Annotated in this window: 13 protein-coding genes; 8 read left to right on the plus strand and 5 right to left on the minus strand. The window is 53.3% G+C overall.

Annotated elements, in window-relative coordinates:
• Window positions 1-9 precede the first annotated feature (9 nt).
• The 8 genes from ftsK to GJ746_RS09040 all read left to right on the plus strand — a co-directional run bounded on the left by ftsK (window position 10) and on the right by GJ746_RS09040 (window position 13,176).
• Complete coding sequence (gene ftsK, locus GJ746_RS09005) at window positions 10-4,155, plus strand: DNA translocase FtsK (protein WP_154679888.1); 4,146 nt, start codon at window positions 10-12, stop codon at window positions 4,153-4,155.
• A 122-nt stretch (window positions 4,156-4,277) separates the two neighbouring features.
• The gene (lolA, locus tag GJ746_RS09010; RefSeq protein ID WP_004130911.1) at window positions 4,278-4,889 is read left to right on the plus strand and encodes an outer membrane lipoprotein chaperone LolA; all 612 of its coding nucleotides are present in this window, start codon (window positions 4,278-4,280) and stop codon (window positions 4,887-4,889) included.
• A gap of 8 nt (window positions 4,890-4,897) precedes the next feature.
• Window positions 4,898-6,241 (plus strand): replication-associated recombination protein RarA, encoded by a 1,344-nt coding sequence (gene rarA, locus GJ746_RS09015; protein ID WP_154679889.1) that lies wholly within the window; start codon window positions 4,898-4,900, stop codon window positions 6,239-6,241.
• A gap of 90 nt (window positions 6,242-6,331) precedes the next feature.
• A complete protein-coding gene (gene serS / locus GJ746_RS09020; protein ID WP_154679890.1) occupies window positions 6,332-7,624 on the plus strand; it encodes a serine--tRNA ligase in 1,293 nt (430 codons plus the stop codon).
• Between the two features lie 197 nt (window positions 7,625-7,821).
• Window positions 7,822-10,260, plus strand: coding sequence for a dimethylsulfoxide reductase subunit A (gene dmsA, locus GJ746_RS09025; RefSeq protein ID WP_154679891.1), 2,439 nt, complete (start codon window positions 7,822-7,824; stop codon window positions 10,258-10,260).
• 10 nt (window positions 10,261-10,270) lie between these two features.
• Window positions 10,271-10,888 (plus strand): DMSO/selenate family reductase complex B subunit, encoded by a 618-nt coding sequence (locus tag GJ746_RS09030; RefSeq protein ID WP_154679892.1) that lies wholly within the window; start codon window positions 10,271-10,273, stop codon window positions 10,886-10,888.
• Window position 10,889: 1 nt separating this feature from the next.
• Window positions 10,890-11,753, plus strand: a complete 864-nt coding sequence (locus GJ746_RS09035) for a dimethyl sulfoxide reductase anchor subunit family protein (protein WP_154679893.1) — start codon at window positions 10,890-10,892, stop codon at window positions 11,751-11,753.
• Between the two features lie 274 nt (window positions 11,754-12,027).
• Window positions 12,028-13,176 carry an MFS transporter gene (locus GJ746_RS09040; protein ID WP_154679894.1) on the plus strand — a complete coding sequence of 383 codons (1,149 nt, stop codon included), beginning with the start codon at window positions 12,028-12,030 and terminating at the stop codon, window positions 13,174-13,176.
• A gap of 235 nt (window positions 13,177-13,411) precedes the next feature.
• On the opposite strand, the gene GJ746_RS09045 is transcribed toward GJ746_RS09040, so the two are convergent.
• The 5 genes from GJ746_RS09045 to ycaO form a co-directional block, all read right to left on the minus strand.
• Window positions 13,412-14,203, minus strand: coding sequence for a hypothetical protein (locus tag GJ746_RS09045; RefSeq protein WP_154679895.1), 792 nt, complete (start codon window positions 14,201-14,203; stop codon window positions 13,412-13,414).
• A gap of 78 nt (window positions 14,204-14,281) precedes the next feature.
• On the minus strand, window positions 14,282-15,022 hold the full coding sequence (gene pflA / locus GJ746_RS09050) for a pyruvate formate lyase 1-activating protein (protein ID WP_004871674.1): 741 nt from the start codon (window positions 15,020-15,022) through the stop codon (window positions 14,282-14,284).
• Between the two features lie 203 nt (window positions 15,023-15,225).
• Entirely contained in the window at window positions 15,226-17,508 is a 2,283-nt protein-coding gene (gene pflB, locus GJ746_RS09055; protein WP_154679896.1) for a formate C-acetyltransferase, read from the minus strand.
• A gap of 51 nt (window positions 17,509-17,559) precedes the next feature.
• Window positions 17,560-18,417 (minus strand): formate transporter FocA, encoded by an 858-nt coding sequence (focA, locus tag GJ746_RS09060; RefSeq protein ID WP_154679897.1) that lies wholly within the window; start codon window positions 18,415-18,417, stop codon window positions 17,560-17,562.
• A 382-nt stretch (window positions 18,418-18,799) separates the two neighbouring features.
• Complete coding sequence (gene ycaO / locus GJ746_RS09065; protein WP_154679898.1) at window positions 18,800-20,560, minus strand: 30S ribosomal protein S12 methylthiotransferase accessory factor YcaO; 1,761 nt, start codon at window positions 20,558-20,560, stop codon at window positions 18,800-18,802.
• Window positions 20,561-20,659 lie beyond the last annotated feature (99 nt).

Below are 20,659 nucleotides of genomic sequence, written 5' to 3' on the forward strand. Positions count from 1 at the left end.
GAGCCTTTCTTGAGCCAGGAATACACCGAAGACAAAGAAGTCAAATTTACAAAGCTTAGTAGTGGGCGCCGGCTCCTTGAGGCGTTACTCATTCTTTGCTCTCTTTTTGCCATCTGGTTGATGGCGGCCTTACTCAGCTTTAATCCCTCGGATCCTAGCTGGTCGCAAACGGCGTGGCATGAGCCGATTCACAACATCGGCGGGACGCCAGGCGCCTGGCTTGCCGACACGCTATTTTTCATCTTTGGCGTAATGGCCTATACCATCCCGATCATCATTATCGGCGGCTGTTGGTTTGCCTGGCGTCATCAGGAAAATGACGAGTACATTGATTATTTCGCCGTCTCGCTGCGTTTGATCGGCGCGCTGGCGCTCATTCTTACTTCCTGTGGGCTGGCCGCTATCAATGCTGACGATATCTGGTACTTCGCCTCCGGCGGAGTGATTGGCAGCCTGCTGAGCACGACCCTACAACCGCTGCTGCACAGTAGCGGCGGGACCATCGCGCTCTTGTGCATCTGGGCGGCAGGACTGACGCTGTTTACCGGCTGGTCCTGGGTTAGCATCGCAGAAAAACTCGGCGGCATGATTCTGTCTGTTCTCACCTTCGCCAGTAACCGTACTCGTCGTGACGATACGTGGGTTGATGAAGAGGAGTATGAAGATGATGAAGACGAATATGAAGATGATGAATCGCCGAAACCGCAAGGCTCGCGTCGCGCGCGGATTTTACGCAGCGCCTTAGCCCGCCGCCAGCGGCTGGCCGAGAAGTTTTCTAACCCGATGGGACGTAAAACTGATGCCGCGTTGTTCTCCGGTAAGCGGATGGATGATGCCGAAGAAGTTCAATACAGCGCCGGTGGGGCGCCTGTTGCTGCTGACGATGTCCTTTTTTCCGGCTCCAGCGCAGCGCGTCCGGCGAATGCTGATGATGTTCTTTTCTCCGGAACCAGTGCGGCACGCCCGGGTGATTTTGACCCCTACGATCCTTTGTTGAATGGTCATAGCATTGCCGAACCGGTGGCTTTAGCCGCTCAGGATACCGGCGCACCGCAAGCATGGTCCGAACCACAGCCGGGATATGAGGCTCAGCCCGTCTATCATCCGGACCTTGCTAACCAGCCGCAGCACGCTTTTCAGGCTCAGCAGATGCCGGTCCAGCAGCCGGGATATCAGCCAGAACCGGCTTACCAGCCGCAGCATGCGTATCAGCCTGAGCAGGCTCCGGTCCAGCAGCCGGGCTATCAGCCAGAACCGGCTTACCAGCTGCAGCATGCGTATCAGCCTGAGCAGGCTCCGGTCCAGCAGCCGGGCTATCAGTCAGAACCGGCTTACCAGCCGCAGCATGCGTATCAGCCTGAGCAGGCTCCGGTCCCGCAGCCGGGCTATCAGCCAGAGCCGGCTTACCAGCCGCAGCACGCGTATCAGCCTGAGCAGGCTCCGGTCCAGCAGCCGGGCTATCAGCCAGAACCGGCTTACCAGCCGCATCATGCGTATCAGCCTGAGCAGGCTCCGGTCCAGCAGCCGGGCTATCAGCCAGAGCCGGCTTACCAGCATCAGCCGGAGCACAATCCGGTACCGCAGCCTGAACCTTACGCACCGGTGTCAGTCGTCGAGCCTGAACCTGTGCAAGAGGAAGTGAAGCCTCAGCGTCCGCCGATGTACTACTTCGAAGAAGTGGAAGAGAAACGCGCGCGCGAACGCGAGCAGCTTGCTGCATGGTATCAACCGATTCCAGAGCCGGTCAGTCCGGTTGCCACCAAACCGATTTCGCCTCCGCCGTCACCGTCAGTTGATATTGCCACAGTGAGCACGCTGGCTTCCGGAGTTCATCAGGCTACGGGGGCCTCCTCCGCAACCGCAGCGGCGGCCTCGACGGTATCAGCGGCATCCAGCGCTGCGCCGTTGTTTAGTCCGGCTTCCGGCGGCCCTCGTGTCCAGGTGAAAGAGGGCATTGGCCCAAAACTACCGCGTCCAAATCGTGTTCGGGTACCCACGCGCCGTGAGCTGGCCTCCTATGGCATTAAGCTGCCTTCGCAGCGGTTGGCTGAAGAACGTGCGCGTCAGGCCGAACATCAGCATTATGCTGATGATTCGCTGACGGATGAGGAAGTTGCAGAGCTTGAGCAGGACGAGCTGGCGCGTCAGTTCGCGGCTGCGCAGAATGAGCGTTATGGTGAGAGTTACGCGACGGAAGTGGATAACGAGGATGAGGATTCTGCCGCTGAAGCAGAGCTTGCCCGCCAGTTTGCCGCTTCTCAACAGCAGCGCTACGCCAGCGAGCAACCGCCAGGATCGCATCCGTTCTCTGCCGCTGATTACGAATTCTCGCCGATGAAAGCGTTAGTTGATGATACGCCGAGCGAGCCTGTCTTCACGCCGATGCCGGAAGTGCCGCAGCCTGCACCGCAGTATCAGCAGCCGCCACAGCATTCTCAGCCCGTACATCATCAGCCAAGCGCGCATCAGCAGATGTCTCAGCAGCCGCAAAATGCGCAACAGCAGGCGATCCAGCATTCGCAGATGCCGTCACAAGCTCAGCACATTCCTGGCGGCTATCCGCAACAGCAGGCTCCGCAGGGGCATGTTCCGCAGCAGCCAATCGCGCAGCCGGAAAGCCTTATTCACCCGCTGTTGATGCGTAATGGAGACAGTCGCCCGTTACAGAAACCGACTACGCTTTTACCGTCTCTTGATCTGCTTACGCCGCCACCGGCTGAAGTTGAGCCGATAGACACTTTTGCGCTTGAGCAGATGGCGCGTCTGGTTGAGGCTCGTCTCGCCGACTTCCGCATTAAGGCAGATGTGGTGAACTACTCGCCAGGCCCGGTCATCACTCGCTTTGAGCTTAATCTGGCTCCAGGCGTCAAAGCGGCGCGGATTTCCAACCTGTCGCGAGACCTGGCCCGTTCTCTGTCCACCGCCGCGGTTCGTGTGGTGGAGGTTATTCCGGGTAAACCGTACGTTGGTCTGGAACTGCCGAATAAAAAGCGTCAAACCGTGTACCTGCGCGAAGTGCTGGATAACGCGAAATTCCGCGATAATCCATCACCGCTGACCGTGGTTCTCGGCAAGGATATCGCTGGTGAACCTGTTACCGCCGATCTAGCGAAGATGCCGCACCTGCTGGTGGCGGGTACTACCGGTTCCGGTAAGTCCGTCGGGGTCAACGCCATGATCCTCAGCATGCTCTACAAAGCGCAGCCGGAAGATGTGAAATTCATCATGATTGACCCGAAAATGCTCGAGCTGTCGGTCTATGAGGGAATACCGCATCTGTTGACGGAAGTTGTGACGGATATGAAAGACGCGGCCAACGCTTTGCGCTGGAGCGTAAATGAAATGGAGCGTCGGTATAAACTGATGTCGGCGCTGGGCGTGCGTAATCTTGCGGGTTACAACGAGAAGATTGCTGAAGCCGCGCGTATGGGTCGGCCAATCCCGGATCCTTACTGGAAGCCCGGCGACAGCATGGATGCGACGCATCCGGTACTGAAAAAAGAGCCTTACATCGTTGTGCTGGTTGATGAGTTTGCCGACCTGATGATGACCGTCGGCAAGAAAGTGGAAGAGCTGATTGCGCGTCTGGCGCAGAAAGCGCGCGCCGCAGGCATCCACCTGGTGCTGGCAACCCAGCGACCATCGGTGGACGTTATTACCGGCCTTATCAAAGCCAATATTCCAACGCGTATCGCCTTTACCGTATCAAGTAAAATTGACTCGCGTACTATTCTTGACCAGGGGGGAGCAGAGTCTCTGCTCGGAATGGGGGATATGCTCTACTCCGCGCCTAACTCGACTATCCCTGTGCGCGTGCACGGCGCTTTTGTGCGTGATGAAGAAGTTCACGCTGTGGTGCAGGACTGGAAGGCTCGCGGGCGTCCGCAGTATGTCGAAGGCATCACCTCCGATAGCGAAAGCGAAGGTGGCGGCGGTGGCTACGAAGGCGGTGAAGAGCTCGATCCGCTGTTCGATCAGGCGGTTAACTTTGTGACGGAAAAACGTAAAGCCTCCATTTCTGGGGTACAGCGGCAGTTCCGCATCGGCTATAACCGCGCCGCGCGTATCATTGAGCAAATGGAAGCTCAGGGTATTGTGAGCGAACAGGGTCATAACGGTAACCGTGAAGTGCTGGCTCCACCGCCCTTTGAGTAAGCGCAAAGTTGGGTAAATAAGTGAAAATCAGCCTGTTCTGCTGTTCCATCGCCGTTGATGATTCTACATTAGCAGCAGACCAAGGCTCCCGCGTCGGGAGTGACGCACATTAAGGAATAACAATGAAAAAACTCGCAATCACCTGTGCATTACTGTCCAGTTTTGTTGTCAGCCAGGTTTGGGCGGATGCCGCCAGCGATTTAAAAAGCCGCCTTGATAAAGTGAGCAGCTTCCACTCCAGCTTTACGCAAAAAGTGACGGACGGCAGCGGTAACGCCGTGCAGGACGGACAGGGCGATCTCTGGGTCAAGCGACCAAATCTGTTCAACTGGCACATGACCCAGCCGGACGAAAGCGTTCTGGTTTCTGATGGTAAAACGCTGTGGTTCTACAACCCGTTTGTTGAGCAGGCTACCGCTACCTGGCTGAAAGATGCGACCAGCAACACGCCGTTTATGCTGATTGCCCGCAACCAGGCCAGCGACTGGCAGAACTACAACATTAAGCAGAACGGCGATGATTTTGTTCTGACACCGAAAAACGGTAGCGGTAATCTGAAGCAGTTCACCATAAACGTGGGTCGTGATGGAACGATCCATCAGTTCAGCGCCGTGGAACAGGACGATCAACGCAGCAGCTATCAGCTGAAATCGCAACAAAATGGTGCCGTCGATGCATCTAAGTTCACCTTTACGCCGCCGCAAGGGGTTACGGTGGACGATCAACGTAAGTAGAGGCGAACGTGAGCAATCTGTCGCTCGATTTTTCCGATAACGCGTTTCAACCTCTGGCCGCCCGTATGCGGCCAGAAAATTTAGCGCAGTACATTGGTCAGCAGCATTTGCTGGCGCCGGGCAAACCCCTGCCGAGGGCGATTGAAGCCGGGCATCTGCACTCAATGATCCTCTGGGGGCCGCCGGGGACAGGGAAAACCACGCTGGCCGAGGTGATTGCGCGCTACGCCAGCGCAGATGTTGAACGTATTTCAGCGGTTACCTCCGGGGTTAAAGAGATCCGCGAAGCTATCGAACGCGCGCGTCAAAACCGCAACGCGGGGCGCCGCACGATTCTGTTTGTCGACGAAGTCCACCGTTTTAATAAAAGCCAGCAGGATGCCTTTCTGCCGCATATCGAAGATGGAACCATCACCTTTATCGGCGCGACAACGGAAAACCCTTCTTTTGAACTCAACTCGGCGCTGCTCTCCCGGGCGCGCGTCTATCTGCTGAAGTCGCTGACCAGTGATGACATTGAGCAGGTGCTCAATCAGGCGATGAGTGACAAAACTCGCGGCTACGGCGGGCAAAATATTGTTCTGCCGGACGAGACGCGCAAAGCGATCGCCGACCTGGTCAACGGCGATGCGCGCCGGGCTCTCAATACGCTGGAAATGATGGCCGATATGGCCGAGAGCGATGACGCTGGTAATCGTGTGCTAAAGGTTGAACTGTTGACCGAAATTGCCGGCGAGCGTAGCGCGCGTTTCGACAACAAAGGCGATCGTTTTTACGACTTAATCTCCGCGCTGCACAAATCGGTTCGCGGTAGCGCGCCGGATGCGGCGCTTTACTGGTATGCGCGAATTATTACCGCCGGAGGCGATCCGCTTTACGTAGCGCGGCGCTGCCTGGCGATTGCTTCGGAAGATGTCGGCAATGCCGATCCGCGCGCCATGCAGGTGGCTATTTCCGCCTGGGACTGTTTTACTCGTGTCGGACCGGCGGAAGGCGAACGAGCGATTGCTCAGGCCATCGTCTATCTGGCCTGTGCGCCAAAAAGCAACGCAGTTTATACCGCTTTTAAAGCGGCGATGGCTGATGCCCGGGAACGCCCTGATTACGACGTACCGGTACATTTACGCAATGCCCCAACCCGGTTGATGAAAGAGATGGGCTACGGGCAGGAGTATCGCTACGCGCACGATGAACCGAATGCTTATGCTGCCGGGGAGCAGTACTTCCCGCAGGAAATGGCGCAAACGCGCTATTATAAGCCGACAAACCGGGGGCTGGAGGGCAAAATAGGTGAAAAGCTCACCTGGTTAGCCGAACAGGATCAAAATAGCCCGATAAAACGCTACCGATAATTGAGGCGTTGCGGTAAGGTTGTCACACTATTTCCGTGGTCGCGCTCTGCGGCCATTTTTCTTTATTAATTCGATAAGCACAGGATAAGCATGCTCGATCCCAATCTGCTGCGTACCGAGCCAGACGCAGTCGCAGAAAAACTGGCACGCCGGGGCTTTAAGCTGGATGTAGATAAACTTCGCGCTCTGGAAGAGCGTCGTAAAGTTTTGCAGGTTCAAACTGAAAACCTGCAGGCGGAGCGCAACTCCCGATCGAAATCCATAGGCCAGGCGAAAGCGCGCGGGGAAGATATCGAGCCATTACGCCAGGAAGTGAACAAACTCGGTGAGCAGCTTGATGCGGCGAAAACCGAGCTGGACGCGCTGCTGGCGGAAATCCGCGATATCGCACTGACTATCCCTAACATCCCGCACGATGACGTTCCGGCCGGTCGCGACGAAAACGACAACGTTGAAGTCAGCCGCTGGGGAACGCCGCGTGAGTTTGATTTTGACGTTCGCGATCACGTGACGCTGGGTGAAATGCACGGAGGGCTGGATTTTGCTGCCGCGGTGAAGCTGACCGGCTCTCGCTTTGTGGTGATGAAAGGCCAGCTTGCCCGCCTGCATCGCGCGCTGGCGCAGTTTATGCTGGATCTGCATACTGAACAACACGGCTACAGCGAAAACTATGTTCCGTATCTGGTTAACCAGGACACGCTGTACGGTACCGGTCAGCTGCCAAAGTTCGCGGGCGACCTGTTCCATACCCGTCCGCTGGAAGAAGAAGCTGACAGCAGCAACTATGCGCTGATCCCGACGGCGGAAGTCCCGCTGACCAACCTGGTTCGCGATGAAATCATCGATGAAGACGATCTGCCGATCAAAATGACTGCGCATACGCCTTGTTTCCGTTCTGAAGCCGGATCCTATGGTCGTGATACCCGTGGTCTTATCCGTATGCACCAGTTCGACAAAGTTGAAATGGTGCAGATTGTGCGTCCGGAAGACTCAATGGCGGCACTCGAAGAGATGACCGGCCATGCTGAGAAAGTACTGCAGCTGCTGGGACTGCCGTATCGTAAAGTGGCTCTGTGCACGGGTGATATGGGCTTCAGCGCTTGTAAAACCTACGATCTGGAAGTGTGGGTACCGGCGCAGAATACCTACCGCGAAATCTCGTCCTGCTCTAACGTATGGGATTTCCAGGCGCGTCGTATGCAGGCGCGTTGCCGCAGCAAATCGGATAAGAAAACTCGTCTCGTACACACTCTCAACGGTTCTGGCCTTGCGGTTGGACGTACGCTGGTTGCGCTGATGGAAAACTATCAGCAGGCGGACGGTCGGATTGAGATCCCGGAAGTTCTGCGCCCGTATATGCGCGGCCTCGAATTTATCGGCTGATATTCGGTAATTTTCTTAAAAGCGCCTGCGGGCGCTTTTTTTTTACTCCCTTCTTGATACCGGGCAATAATCAGCTCTGTGAATACACAGATACTCACTTTGGATTAACCAGCATAAAAATTAATAACGGTTAATTTCGCTATGTATTTTTATATATAGCGTATTCAATTAATTGTGAGCAACCAAAGCGAGTATCTATGAAAATCAAAACCCCCGATGCTTTACTGGCTGCCGAGGTGAGCCGGCGTGGTTTAATGAAAACCACGGCGATTGGCGGACTGGCGATGGCCAGCAGTGCTTTTACCTTACCCTTCACGCGTATTGCCCACGCTGCGGATAGCCTCACTCCCGCCAGCGAAACGGTGACCTGGAGCGCCTGTACGGTTAACTGCGGTAGCCGTTGTCCTCTGCGGATGCATGTGGTTGATGGTGAAATTAAATATGTTGAAACAGACAATACCGGCGACGATAGCTACGACGGCCTGCACCAGGTTCGTGCCTGCCTGCGTGGTCGCTCAATGCGTCGGCGTGTCTATAATCCAGACCGCCTGAAATATCCCATGAAGCGCGTTGGTAAACGCGGTGAAGGTAAATTTGAACAAATTAGCTGGGAAGAAGCGTTTGACACTATCGCCAGCAATATGCAGCGGCTGATTAAAGAGTACGGTAACGAATCTATTTATCTGAATTACGGCACCGGAACCCTCGGCGGTACCCTGACGCGCTCCTGGCCACCGGGTAAAACTCTGATTGCCCGTCTGATGAACTGCTGCGGCGGTTATCTGAACCACTACGGCGACTACTCTACTGCGCAAATCGCCGCAGGCCTGAACTACACCTACGGCGGCTGGGCCGATGGCAATAGCCCGTCGGACATTGAAAACAGTAAGCTGGTAGTGCTGTTTGGCAACAACCCGGGAGAAACCCGGATGAGCGGCGGCGGGGTAACCTACTACCTTGAACAGGCGCGGGAGAAATCCAACGCCAGGCTGATTATTATCGATCCGCGCTATACCGACACCGGAGCCGGCCGCGAAGATGAATGGATCCCGATCCGCCCCGGAACCGATGCCGCGCTGGTCTCCGCGCTGGCCTGGGTAATGATTAACGAGAATCTCGTTGACCAGCCTTTCCTCGACAAATATTGCGTTGGCTATGACGAAAAAACGCTGCCTGAAGGCGCGCCGGCCAATGGTCACTACAAGGCCTATATTCTCGGCCAGGGCAATGATGGCATAGCGAAAACTCCGGAGTGGGCATCAACGATTACCGGCATTCCTAAGGCGCGTATCGTGCAGCTGGCGCGTGAGATTGCCAGCGCTAAACCTGCCTATATTTCTCAGGGGTGGGGACCACAGCGTCATGCCAACGGAGAGCTGGTGTCGCGTGCGATTTCAATGCTGGCGATCTTAACCGGCAACGTTGGGATCAACGGCGGGAATACCGGCGCGCGTGAAGGTTCTTACTCGTTGCCTTTTGAACGTATGCCGACGCTAAATAATCCGGTCGAAACCAGTATTTCCATGTTTATGTGGACCGATGCAATTGAGCGCGGGACCGAAATGACCGCTCTGCGCGATGGTGTTCGCGGCAAGGATAAGCTCGATGTACCTATTAAAATGGTCTGGAACTATGCCGGTAACTGTCTGATAAACCAGCATTCAGAAATCAATCGTACCCATGACATCCTGCAGGATGACACTAAATGCGAAATGATTGTGGTCATTGATTGCCACATGACCTCATCGGCAAAATATGCCGATATCCTGCTGCCGGATTGTACGGCCTCGGAGCAGATGGATTTTGCCCTGGATGCATCCTGCGGCAACATGTCCTACGTTATTTTTGCCGACCAGGCCATCAAACCGCGTTTTGAATGTAAAACCATTTATGAGATGACAACAGAACTGGCGAAACGTATGGGCGTAGAGCAGCGTTTCACCGAAGGCCGGACCCAGGAAGAGTGGTTGCGTCATCTCTATGAGCAATCCCGTAAAGCGATCCCTGGGCTATTGCCGTTTGATGAATTCCGCAAGCAGGGGATATTCAAGCAGCGCGACCCGGAAGGTCATCACGTTGCCTATAAGGCTTTCCGTGAGGATCCTGTCGCCAATCCGTTAACGACGCCGTCAGGGAAAATTGAAATTTACTCCGCGCAGCTGGCGGAAATCGCGGCGACCTGGGAGCTTAAAGAAGAGGATGTAATCGATCCGTTGCCGATATACAGCCCTGGCTTCGAAAACCACAACGATCCGTTGGCTAAAAAGTACCCGCTGCAGCTCACCGGTTTTCACTATAAAGCGCGTACCCACTCTACCTACGGCAACGTTGATGTATTGAAAGCCGCATGCCGTCAGGAAATGTGGATCAACCCGCTCGATGCCCAGAAGCGCGGTATCGCTAATGGCGATCGGATCCGTATTTTCAACGATCGTGGTGAAGTGCATATCGAAGCCAAAGTGACCCCGAGAATGATCCCTGGCGTGGTCGCGCTGGGTGAGGGGGCCTGGTATAACCCGGATGCAGGTCGCGTGGATCAGGCGGGCAGCATTAATGTGCTGACCACCCAGCGCCCGTCGCCGCTGGCGAAAGGCAATCCATCGCATACCAACCTTGTCCAGGTTGAAAAGCTGTAAGGAGTAACCGATGACAACTCAGTATGGATTTTTTATTGATTCCGCCCGTTGCACCGGTTGCAAAACCTGCGAACTGGCTTGTAAAGACTATAAAAACCTCACGCCGGAAGTGAGCTTCCGTCGTATCTACGAATATGCCGGTGGCGACTGGCAAGAAGACAACGGCGTATGGCAGCAGAACGTCTTTGCCTATTACCTTTCTATTGCCTGCAACCATTGTGAGGACCCTGCCTGTACTAAAGTTTGCCCGAGCGGGGCGATGCACAAGCGTGAAGATGGTTTTGTGGTGGTGGATGAAGATGTGTGTATCGGCTGTCGCTACTGTCATATGGCCTGTCCGTACGGCGCGCCGCAGTACAATGCGACAAAAGGGCATATGACTAAATGCGACGGCTGCTACGAACGCGTTGCCGTGGGCAAAAAGCCGATTTGCGTGGAATCCTGCCCGCTGCGCGCGCTTGATTTTGGCCCAATTGAAGAGTTGCGTGAAAAGCACGGCCAGCTGGCTGCCGTTGCGCCGCTGCCTTCGGCCCACTTCACTAAACCAAGCATTGTGATTAAACCTAACGCCAACAGCCGCCCGTGTGGAGATACCACCGGATACCTGGCTAACCCGAAGGAGGTGTGATATGGGGAGTGGATGGCATGAATGGCCGCTGATAGTGTTCACGGTCTTTGGTCAGTGCGTTGTGGGCGGTTTTATTGTACTGGCTCTGGCGTTAATGAAAGGCGACCTGACGCGTGAACAGCAGCAGCGTGTAGTGTGGAGTATGTTTGGCCTGTGGGTACTGATGGGCCTCGGCTTTATTGCCTCAACTCTGCATCTTGGGTCGCCGATGCGCGCTTTTAACTCGCTGAATCGCGTTGGTGCTTCATCGCTGAGTAATGAAATCGCCAGCGGGGCGCTTTTCTTTGCTGTCGGCGGTATCGGCTGGCTTCTGGCGGTGGTCAATAAGCTACCATCAGGACTGCGTAATCTCTGGCTGGCCATGACTATGGTGCTGGGGGTTATCTTCGTCTGGATGATGGTCCGTGTTTATAACACCATTGATACGGTGCCTACCTGGTACTCAGTCTGGACACCGTTCAGTTTCTTCCTGACGATGTTTATTGGCGGTCCGCTGTTGGGGTATCTGCTGCTGCGCTTTGCGGGAGTTAATGGCTGGGCGATGCGTCTGTTGCCGGCGGTGACTCTGCTGGCGCTGGTGGTGAGCGTAATTGTGGTACTGATGCAGGGAAATGAACTGCTGACAATCCATAGTTCGATTCAGCAAGCTTCTGCGCTGGTGCCGGACTACGGCTCGCTAATGGCCTGGCGTGTCGTAGCGTTGGCGCTGGCTTTGGTATGCTGGATTGCTCCGCAGCTTAAGGGCTATCAACCCGCTTTACCCCTGTTAGGGCTGGCATTTGTGCTGGTACTGGTCGGCGAGATGATTGGCCGCGGCGTCTTCTACGGCTTGCATATGACCGTAGGGATGGCAATCGCCAGCTAATCGTTATTTATCGCGCCAGAATGATTATTTCTGGCGCGATAAAAAGTGCGGTCGATTCATGAAATATTTCTACCGATATTCCAGACTTAATTTTCCAATAAATTAATAAAAACAATAGAATAATATAAATATTTAATCTGTTGCCGATCCGCTGGATAAAAATCTTCTATCGTTACCCCGCAAACCGCGTCAGGCCTGATTTCAGGTGGATTGACAATGTTTACAGCAGTGGCATGATGCGCACGAAATCTGAACTCCACCACGGTTGATATCCATGACCATCTATACCCGGCCAGTGCAAATGCTGCTCTGTGGCCTGCTTCTTTTGACCCTGGCGATAGCGGTTCTAAATACGCTCGTCCCGCTTTGGCTCGCCCATGAAAAGATGCCGACCTGGCAGGTCGGAATGGTAGGATCATCATATTTTACCGGCAATCTGGTGGGAACTTTACTTGCCGGGTGGGTGATCAAGCGTCTGGGTTTTAATCGCAGCTATTACCTGGCATCAATTATCTTTGCCGTGGGTTGCGTTGGTCTTGGTATTACCCTGGGTTTCTGGAGCTGGTTCAGCTGGCGTTTTATCGCGGGCGTAGGCTGCGCAATGATTTGGGTGGTCGTTGAGAGCGCGCTGGTTTGTAGCGGCACTTCACGCAGCCGTGGCCGCCTGCTGGCGGCATATATGATGATTTATTACGTTGGTACGGTGCTGGGCCAGTTAATGGTCAGCAAGCTACCGACGGATTTGATGAGCGTTCTGCCCTGGGTAACGGCTCTGGCGCTGGCCGGTATTCTGCCCTTGCTGTTTGCCCGGGTGGTGAATCAGGCCGATGAACCGCGCGAACCGGCGCGTATCTGGCCGATGTTAAGGTTGCGTCAGGCACGTCATGGGGTTAACGGCTGCATTATTTCCGGGATCGTTCTTGGATCGCTCTACGGGCTGATGCCCCTGTGGCTCAACCATAAAGGTGTGAGTGATTCAGGCATCGGCTTCTGGATGGCCGTGATGGTGAGCGCTGGTATCGTTGGGCAGTGGCCAATTGGTCGACTGGCCGATCGTTACGGTCGTCTGATGGTCCTGCGCGTACAGGTGTTTGTCGTGATTCTCGGCTGCCTGGCGATGCTGAGCCAGGCCGCAATGGCGCCTGCGCTGTTTGTACTTGGCGCCTCAGGGTTCACGCTCTATCCGGTCGCTATGGCCTGGGCCTGTGAAAAAGTTGAGCGTCATCAACTGGTGGCAATGAACCAGGCGCTACTAATGAGCTATACCGTGGGCAGCCTGCTTGGGCCGACGCTGACCGCGATGCTGATGCAGAACTTCTCTGATAATCTGCTGTTTATCATGATAGCCAGCGTCTCATTCCTTTACCTGCTGACGCTGTTGCGTAAAGCAGGGCATCATCCTACGCCAGTGGCTCATGCCTGATTTTGTCAATAATAGCCAGGGGATATCTCCTGGCTATTCTTATTAAGAAGCGGTAAGTGCCGTAAATCGGGTCTTATTCTGAACTGCTGCTCATTGTTATAACCTGTCCCCTTGCCCAGGCGCTGACAGAGTGAGATGAGCGCGATGCGGAATATCATTAAGGACATCAAATGCTGATTTTCACGATGGAAAGCGTAGCGAATAAACTATCGCAATACTTTATCTCATAGAGCGGCTACTCAAGCGGCGCCAGATTTTTGGGGATGGCATACTGTTTACCATCATAACGCAGGAGCCAGCTGGCTTTTCCTGATTTATCCTTCGACGTGCATTCATTATTGGCGTCAATATAGGCGGTGGATGCAACGCTTTTTTCACTGACCCGAATAGCGGCGTAACCATTGTGGGAAGCGCTATCTATGGCAAGGGTGCGTTTGCTGCTATTAAACTCTCCAGCACAGTTTCCGTCCCACTCACCGCTGTTCTCCTCGAGCAGTATCCCTTTTAACACAGTGCGTAGCTGGTTATTGTCAATTACGTACAACGACAGCACATCTTCACTGAAAGGATTTACTCGTGAACTACCGCTACGGGTAACATGCAGGCCAAAAGCGGTTTTCCCGGGGGCGACTCTCCAGCGCGCAGTATCAAGCATGATACCGGTAAGGCGAACCGCATCATCGCTCATCAGTTCTGGCAGCAGGAGCCGCTGCTTTACCTCCAGGCTTGCAGTATCAACCACCAGCAGTTCCAGATCGCCAGTGTGGTCATAATCAGTCTTTTCCGGGGACATAAGCGGCACTGCGGCCAGGGTTAGCTCAGGGTGGGCAGGCCAGACGCGACAAATAGCGCTTTGCGGTGAGCTACCCGTGATATCAATGACCTGATGACTGAGTGTGAACGCACCTTCGGCCGTTGGTTTCGCATCCGGCCAGGCGTGTTGGACGATGGCGCGGATATCGCAGCTGCTGGCGGCGTTCAGATACTGAGATGAAAGCAGTAAAATCCCTGAAATCAATAAACGCAAAGCTTTCTTTCCTGTGTTTTCCCTACCGGAATAACAAAACGGCTGCTCTGTCCGGCAGCCGTTTTGTTAAGACAAAATTTAATACATCACCTTATGACCATACTGCTCAAGAATACCTTTCACGCGTTCCATGGTCTCTTTCTTCGGCGGGTGGACGCCGTCCAGCTTATACTCTTCGCCCATCGCTACCCACTTATGTTTGCCCAGTTCATGATAGGGCAGCAGTTCGATTTTCTCGACGTTGCCCATGTCACGGGTAAACTCGCCCAGGCGATGCGCGGAATCATCATCATCGGACCAGCCCGGAACCACAACGTAGCGGATCCAGACGTTGATGTTTTTGTTTGACAGATAACGAGCAAACTCCAGCGTACGATGGTTTGAAACGCCAACCAGGTTCTGGTGAATTTCGTCGTTCATCTGCTTGAGGTCGAGCATCACCAGGTCGGTGACTTCCAGCAGTTCATCAATGACCGGATCGTAGCGGCGCACAAAGCCGTTGGTGTCGAGGCAGGTATGAATGCCTTCTTTCTTACAGGCGCGAAACCAATCGCGAACAAATTCGGCCTGCAGGATAGCCTCGCCGCCGGATGCGGTCACGCCGCCGCCGGAAGCGTTCATAAAGTGGCGATAGGTGACAACCTCTTTCATCAGCTCTTCAACGGTAATCTCTTTACCGCCGTGGGTATCCCATGTGTCGCGGTTATGGCAATAGAGGCAGCGCATCAGGCAGCCCTGGAAAAAAGTAATAAAGCGGATCCCCGGGCCATCGACGGTGCCACAGGATTCAAAGGAGTGAATGCGACCAATTGTTGACATTGCGGTGATATCTCCAGATTCGGCCCGTCCGGGGCCTGTGCATGCACAGCTCAAACCGGCTGTGTTAAGTCTGTTTTGGCTGTTATCCATAGAGTATAGACAGCGGACAAAAGAGACTGGGGCTGGAACGTATTGCTAAAAAGGCCCCACTTGCGTGGAGCCTTTATTGTACGCTTTTTACTGTACGATTTCAGTCAATACCATTACATGGTCTGAGTGAAGGTACGAGTAATAACGTCCTGCTGCTGTTCTTTAGTCAGGGAGTTAAAACGTACTGCGTAGCCGGATACGCGGATGGTCAGCTGCGGATATTTTTCCGGGTTTTCCATCGCGTCGAGCAGCATTTCGCGGTTCATGACGTTGACGTTCAGGTGCTGACCGCCTTCGATGGAGGCTTCGTGATGGAAGTAACCATCCATCAGGCCCGCGAGGTTAGTTTTACGCACTTCGTCGTCTTTACCCAGCGCGTTCGGAACGATAGAGAAGGTATAAGAGATACCATCTTTCGCGTAAGCAAACGGCAGTTTAGCAACGGAGGTCAGAGAGGCAACAGCACCTTTCTGGTCACGGCCGTGCATCGGGTTAGCACCTGGTCCGAACGGAGCGCCAGCGCGACGACCGTCAGGGGTGTTACCGGTTTTCTTACCATACACAACGTTAGAGGTGATGGTCAGAACGGACTGAGTCGGGATAGCGTTGCGGTAGGTATGCAGTTTCTGAATTTTCTTCATGAAACGTTCAACCAGGTCAACGGCCATATCATCAACGCGAGAGTCGTTGTTACCAAACTGCGGGTATTCGCCTTCGATTTCGAAGTCGACAGCCAGACCGTTTTCATCACGAATCGGTTTAACTTTCGCATATTTGATTGCAGACAGGGAGTCAGCGGCAACGGACAGACCTGCGATACCACATGCCATGGTGCGGATAACATCACGGTCGTGCAGCGCCATCAGGGAGGCTTCGTAGCTGTACTTGTCGTGCATGTAGTGGATGATGTTCAGCGCAGTGACGTACTGTTTAGCCAGCCAGTCCATGAAGTGATCCATGCGGTCCATAACTTCGTCGAAGTTCAGAACGTCGCCTTTGATCGGTTCAGATTTAGGACCAACCTGCATTTTCAGTTTTTCATCAACGCCGCCGTTGATTGCGTACAGCATGGTTTTCGCGAGGTTAGCGCGAGCACCGAAGAACTGCATTTGCTTACCAACAACCATCGGGCTTACGCAACAAGCGATAGCGTAGTCGTCGTTGTTGAAGTCAGGACGCATCAGGTCATCGTTCTCATACTGCAGAGAAGAGGTATCGATGGACACTTTAGCAGCGAATTTTTTGAAGCTCAGCGGCAGTTTTTCAGACCACAGAATGGTGATGTTCGGCTCCGGAGACGGCCCCATGGTGTACAGGGTGTTCAGGAAACGGAAGCTGTTTTTGGTTACCAGAGTACGGCCATCAACGCCCATACCACCGATAGATTCAGTTGCCCAAATCGGGTCGCCAGAGAACAGTTCATCATATTCAGGAGTACGCAGGAAACGAACCATACGCAGTTTCATGACCAGGTGGTCAATCATTTCCTGTGCATCCTGCTCGGTGATTTTACCGGCTTTCAGGTCACGTTCGATGAAGATGTCCAGGAAGCTGGAAGTACGGCCAAAGGACATTGCCGCGCCGTTCTGGGATTTAACAGCGGCCAGGTAGCCGAAGTAGGTCCACTGGATTGCTTCTTGAGCGGTGGTTGCCGGACCAGAGATATCGCAGCCATATTTGGCAGCCATTTCTTTGATCTGACCCAGCGCACGGTGCTGTTCAGAGATTTCTTCACGCAGACGGATAGTTGCTTCCAGATCTTCGCCGTTTTCCAGTTTATCCTGCAGAGAGACGAACTGGGCGTATTTGTCTTTCATCAGGAAGTCGATGCCGTACAGCGCAACGCGGCGGTAGTCACCGATGATACGGCCACGGCCATACGCATCCGGCAGACCGGTCAGGACACCAGATTTACGGCAGTTCAGGATGTCTTTGGTGTAAACGTCAAATACGCCCTGGTTATGAGTTTTACGGTACTCAGTGAAGATTTTCTTCAGCATCGGGTCCAGCTCGCGATTGTACGCTTTGCAGGAACCTTCTACCATTTTGATACCGCCGAACGGGATAATCGCACGTTTCAGCGGAGCTTCAGTCTGCAGGCCAACGATTTTCTCAAGAGATTTCTCGATGTAGCCGGCGTCATGAGAAGTGATGGTGGACGCAAGGGAAGTGTCAAAATCAACAGGCGCGTGAGTGCGGTTTTCCTGTTTAACGCCTTCCATTACGGTGTCCCACAGCTTGGTGGTCGCGTCAGTTGCGCCAGCCAGGAAGGACTCGTCACCTTCATACGGAGTATAGTTTTTCTGGATGAAGTCGCGGACGTTGACTTCGTTCTGCCAGTCACCTTTCGCAAAACCTTCCCAGGCTGTGGCTAACTTTTCATTAAGCTCGGACATGTAACACCTACCTTCTTAAGTGGATTTTTTATTTACTGCCTGAAACAACCCTTAGTGATGGTTGTCGCCACGCAGGTAAATGACCCAGTATGTCAACCCGACCAGTAGACCACCGCCGATGATGTTCCCGATTGTTACCGGAATCAGGTTATCAGTGATGAAGTTCATAACGGTCAGGTGAGAGAAATTTTCCGGAGCTGAACCAATCGCGGTCCAGAATTCCGGGCTTGCAAATTCGCGGATAACGATACCCAACGGGATCATAAACATGTTCGCGATACTATGCTCAAACCCGCTGGCAACAAACATGGCCACCGGTAAAACCATAATCATGGCTTTATCCATCAGGCTGCGGCCAGAATAGCTCATCCATACCGCAAGGCAGACCATCAGGTTTGCCAGGATACCAAGGCAGACGGCTTCAATAAAAGTATGGTGCATTTTGTGATCGGCGGTTTGTAGAACGTTAAGTCCCCACTGACCATTCGCAGTCATATATTCGCCTGAAAGCCACATCAGCAACACAAAGAGCAGGCAACCAACCAGGTTACCAACATAGACGTTGAGCCAGTTTTTTGCCAGTTGACCCCAGGTAATTCTTCCGCTGGCTTTCGCTACAACGATAAGAACAGTTGAGGTAAACAGGTCGGCACCGCAAATAACGCAGAGAATCAAACCCAGTGAGAAGCAGATGCCCCCAATTAGTTTGGCAATACCGAAAGGCATCCCGGCCGTGCCGGTAGTCGCGGTAATATAGAAAACAAAAGCGATAGAGATGAAGACACCTGCGGTGATAGCCAGATAAAACGTCTTTATCGGATGTTTTGTCGCTTTATAGACACCCGCTTCTTCGGCAACTTTCGCCATCGCAGCAGGGAGTAAAAGATCAAAAGGGTTGTCAGCTTTCACACTAACTCTCTCTTTATGTAAGTTGGCGGTGAGATACTAACAAAGCATTATAGAAGGGAATTTGATGTAGATCATATCGTACCGGAACTATAGGCCTTTTTAGTGTGTGGAATTGGTTAAAAATGAGCTTAATCTATTGTTTTTTAATGAAAAAATAAATTTTAAAATTTACAAATAATGTTGATTATTTTCATTTCAACCCCGATTTTCGGTTAATTAAAATGGGGTATTTTTATTAAAATTAACAATATTTGCTGCGGGGTTTTATTATTTTTTACTACCAATTAACTTTATGGCTACAACAAATATTGGAAATGTTCAAATCAGAAAAAACGGGGTCCAGATGACCCCGTAGTATCGTCATTTAACGGAAAGAGACGATTTATTTAATCCAGAATGCTGCTTTCGCGCGCTGCAGCTTCTCATAGGCTTTTAGTAAGGACTGATGAGCCGGGAAAGCCAGCAGATCGCTGTCAACTGCCTGCAGACCATAGAACGGAGCTTCTCCACTGAGCGCGGCGCTGGCAGCCTCAACCGCCTCCGCGCCGTACATGCGTACAAACGCGTTGAGATACTGCAGCGGCTGACGCTCTTCTTCCTGGCTAAGCAGCAGTAAGGTTTGCAGACAGCGATAGTAGTTGGCTCGCTCGGCGCTAAAGATTGAGGCATTGAATTCCATGGTCCATTCGGTCCAGATCAAGGCCTGTTCAGTATCGCCGCCAGCCAGGGCAAGCATCGCCTTCAGTTCACCGATTCGCAGCGTATACCAGCCGTTGTCTTTACCGGTCGCCAGACCCAGCAGTTCGCGCACGCGGGTGAAATCATCAAGGCCTTCATCATCCATTTGTTCGATAAGCGCCAGATAATCTTCTTGTTCCCATTCGCTTCCCGGCAGGGAAAGAATGGTTTCGCGCAGATGTGCCCCCATGCTGTTATTCGCCAGCCACAGATCTTCTGCCGGATAGATATCCGACATACCCGGGACAATGATTCGACAGGCGTAGACGCTCAGATGCTCGTAATCAGCAATATAGACTTCTTTATCTTCTTCTTTAAAGATAGCCATTAAAGTCGCGAACTCTTCATCCGTGGTACCAGAGAAGCTCCAGTCCACGAACGGGTAGTCGGCGTCCTGCTTAAACATGTCCCAGGAGATCAGGCCGCTTGAATCGATAAAGTGGGTTTCCAGGTTCGCATGTTCCGCGACTTCTTCATCATCGAAGGTTGGCGGCGTAAAGACATCCAGATCTTTCAGGCTGCGCCCTTGCAGCAGTTCAGTAACGGTGCGTTCCAGCGCCACGCCGAAATCGGGATGCGCGCCGAAAGAGGCAAAACAGGTGCCATTAGCGGGATTGAACAGCACGACGCAGATAACCGGATATTTACCGCCAAGCGAACCGTCGTAAGCGAAAATCGGGAAACCTTCGGCCTCCAGCTTGTTAATGGATTCAACCACGCCCGGATAGCGTGCCATCACCTCTGCAGGGATCTCCGGCAGGCTAATACTTTCGGCGATAATGCGGTTTTTAATATGGCGTTCAAACACTTCTGAGAGGCCCTGAACGCGGGCTTCGTTACGAGTGTTACCAGCAGACATCCCGTTAGAAACGTACAGATTACCGACGATATTCATCGGAATGTAGACCGTTTCACCATCTGACTGACGGGTGAACGGCAGGCCGCAGACGCCGCGCTCGTCATTACCCGACTGCAGATCGACTATCATGCTGGCGGTTAACTGATCGTCAGGATCGTAGAATGCGCGCAGGCGAGGATCCAGCAGGCCTTGCGGAACTTCATCATCTTCGGTTAACGGGAACCATTTTTCATTGGGATAATGTACGAAAGGACCATTGGCGATGGTCTCGCCCAGCCAGAAATCGGCAAAGAAGTAGTTGGTAGAAAGACGCTCAAAGTATTCTCCGAGCGCGGAGGCCAGCGCGGCCTTTTTAGTGGCGCCTTTACCGTTAGTGAAACACAGGGCGCACTCTTTATCACGGATATGCACAGACCAGACGTGCGGTACCGGGTTAAGCCATGAGGCCTCTTCAATATCAAATCCGAGGTCGAGCAACTTCTGCTGGAAGCGAGCGATGGAGTCTTCCAGGGCGGCATCTTTGCCGGGTATAAACGTTTGAGTCATGGCAGTCACTTTTATCGTACGTAAAGCGCGCAATGATACGGGTTTTAGATGACGGGTGCTATCTCCATCGTCTGGCTATGCTTATGTCACTCAATAACT

The sequence above is a fragment of the Klebsiella oxytoca genome, from assembly GCF_009707385.1.
GTDB classification, from domain to species: Bacteria; Pseudomonadota; Gammaproteobacteria; order Enterobacterales; family Enterobacteriaceae; genus Klebsiella; species Klebsiella oxytoca_C.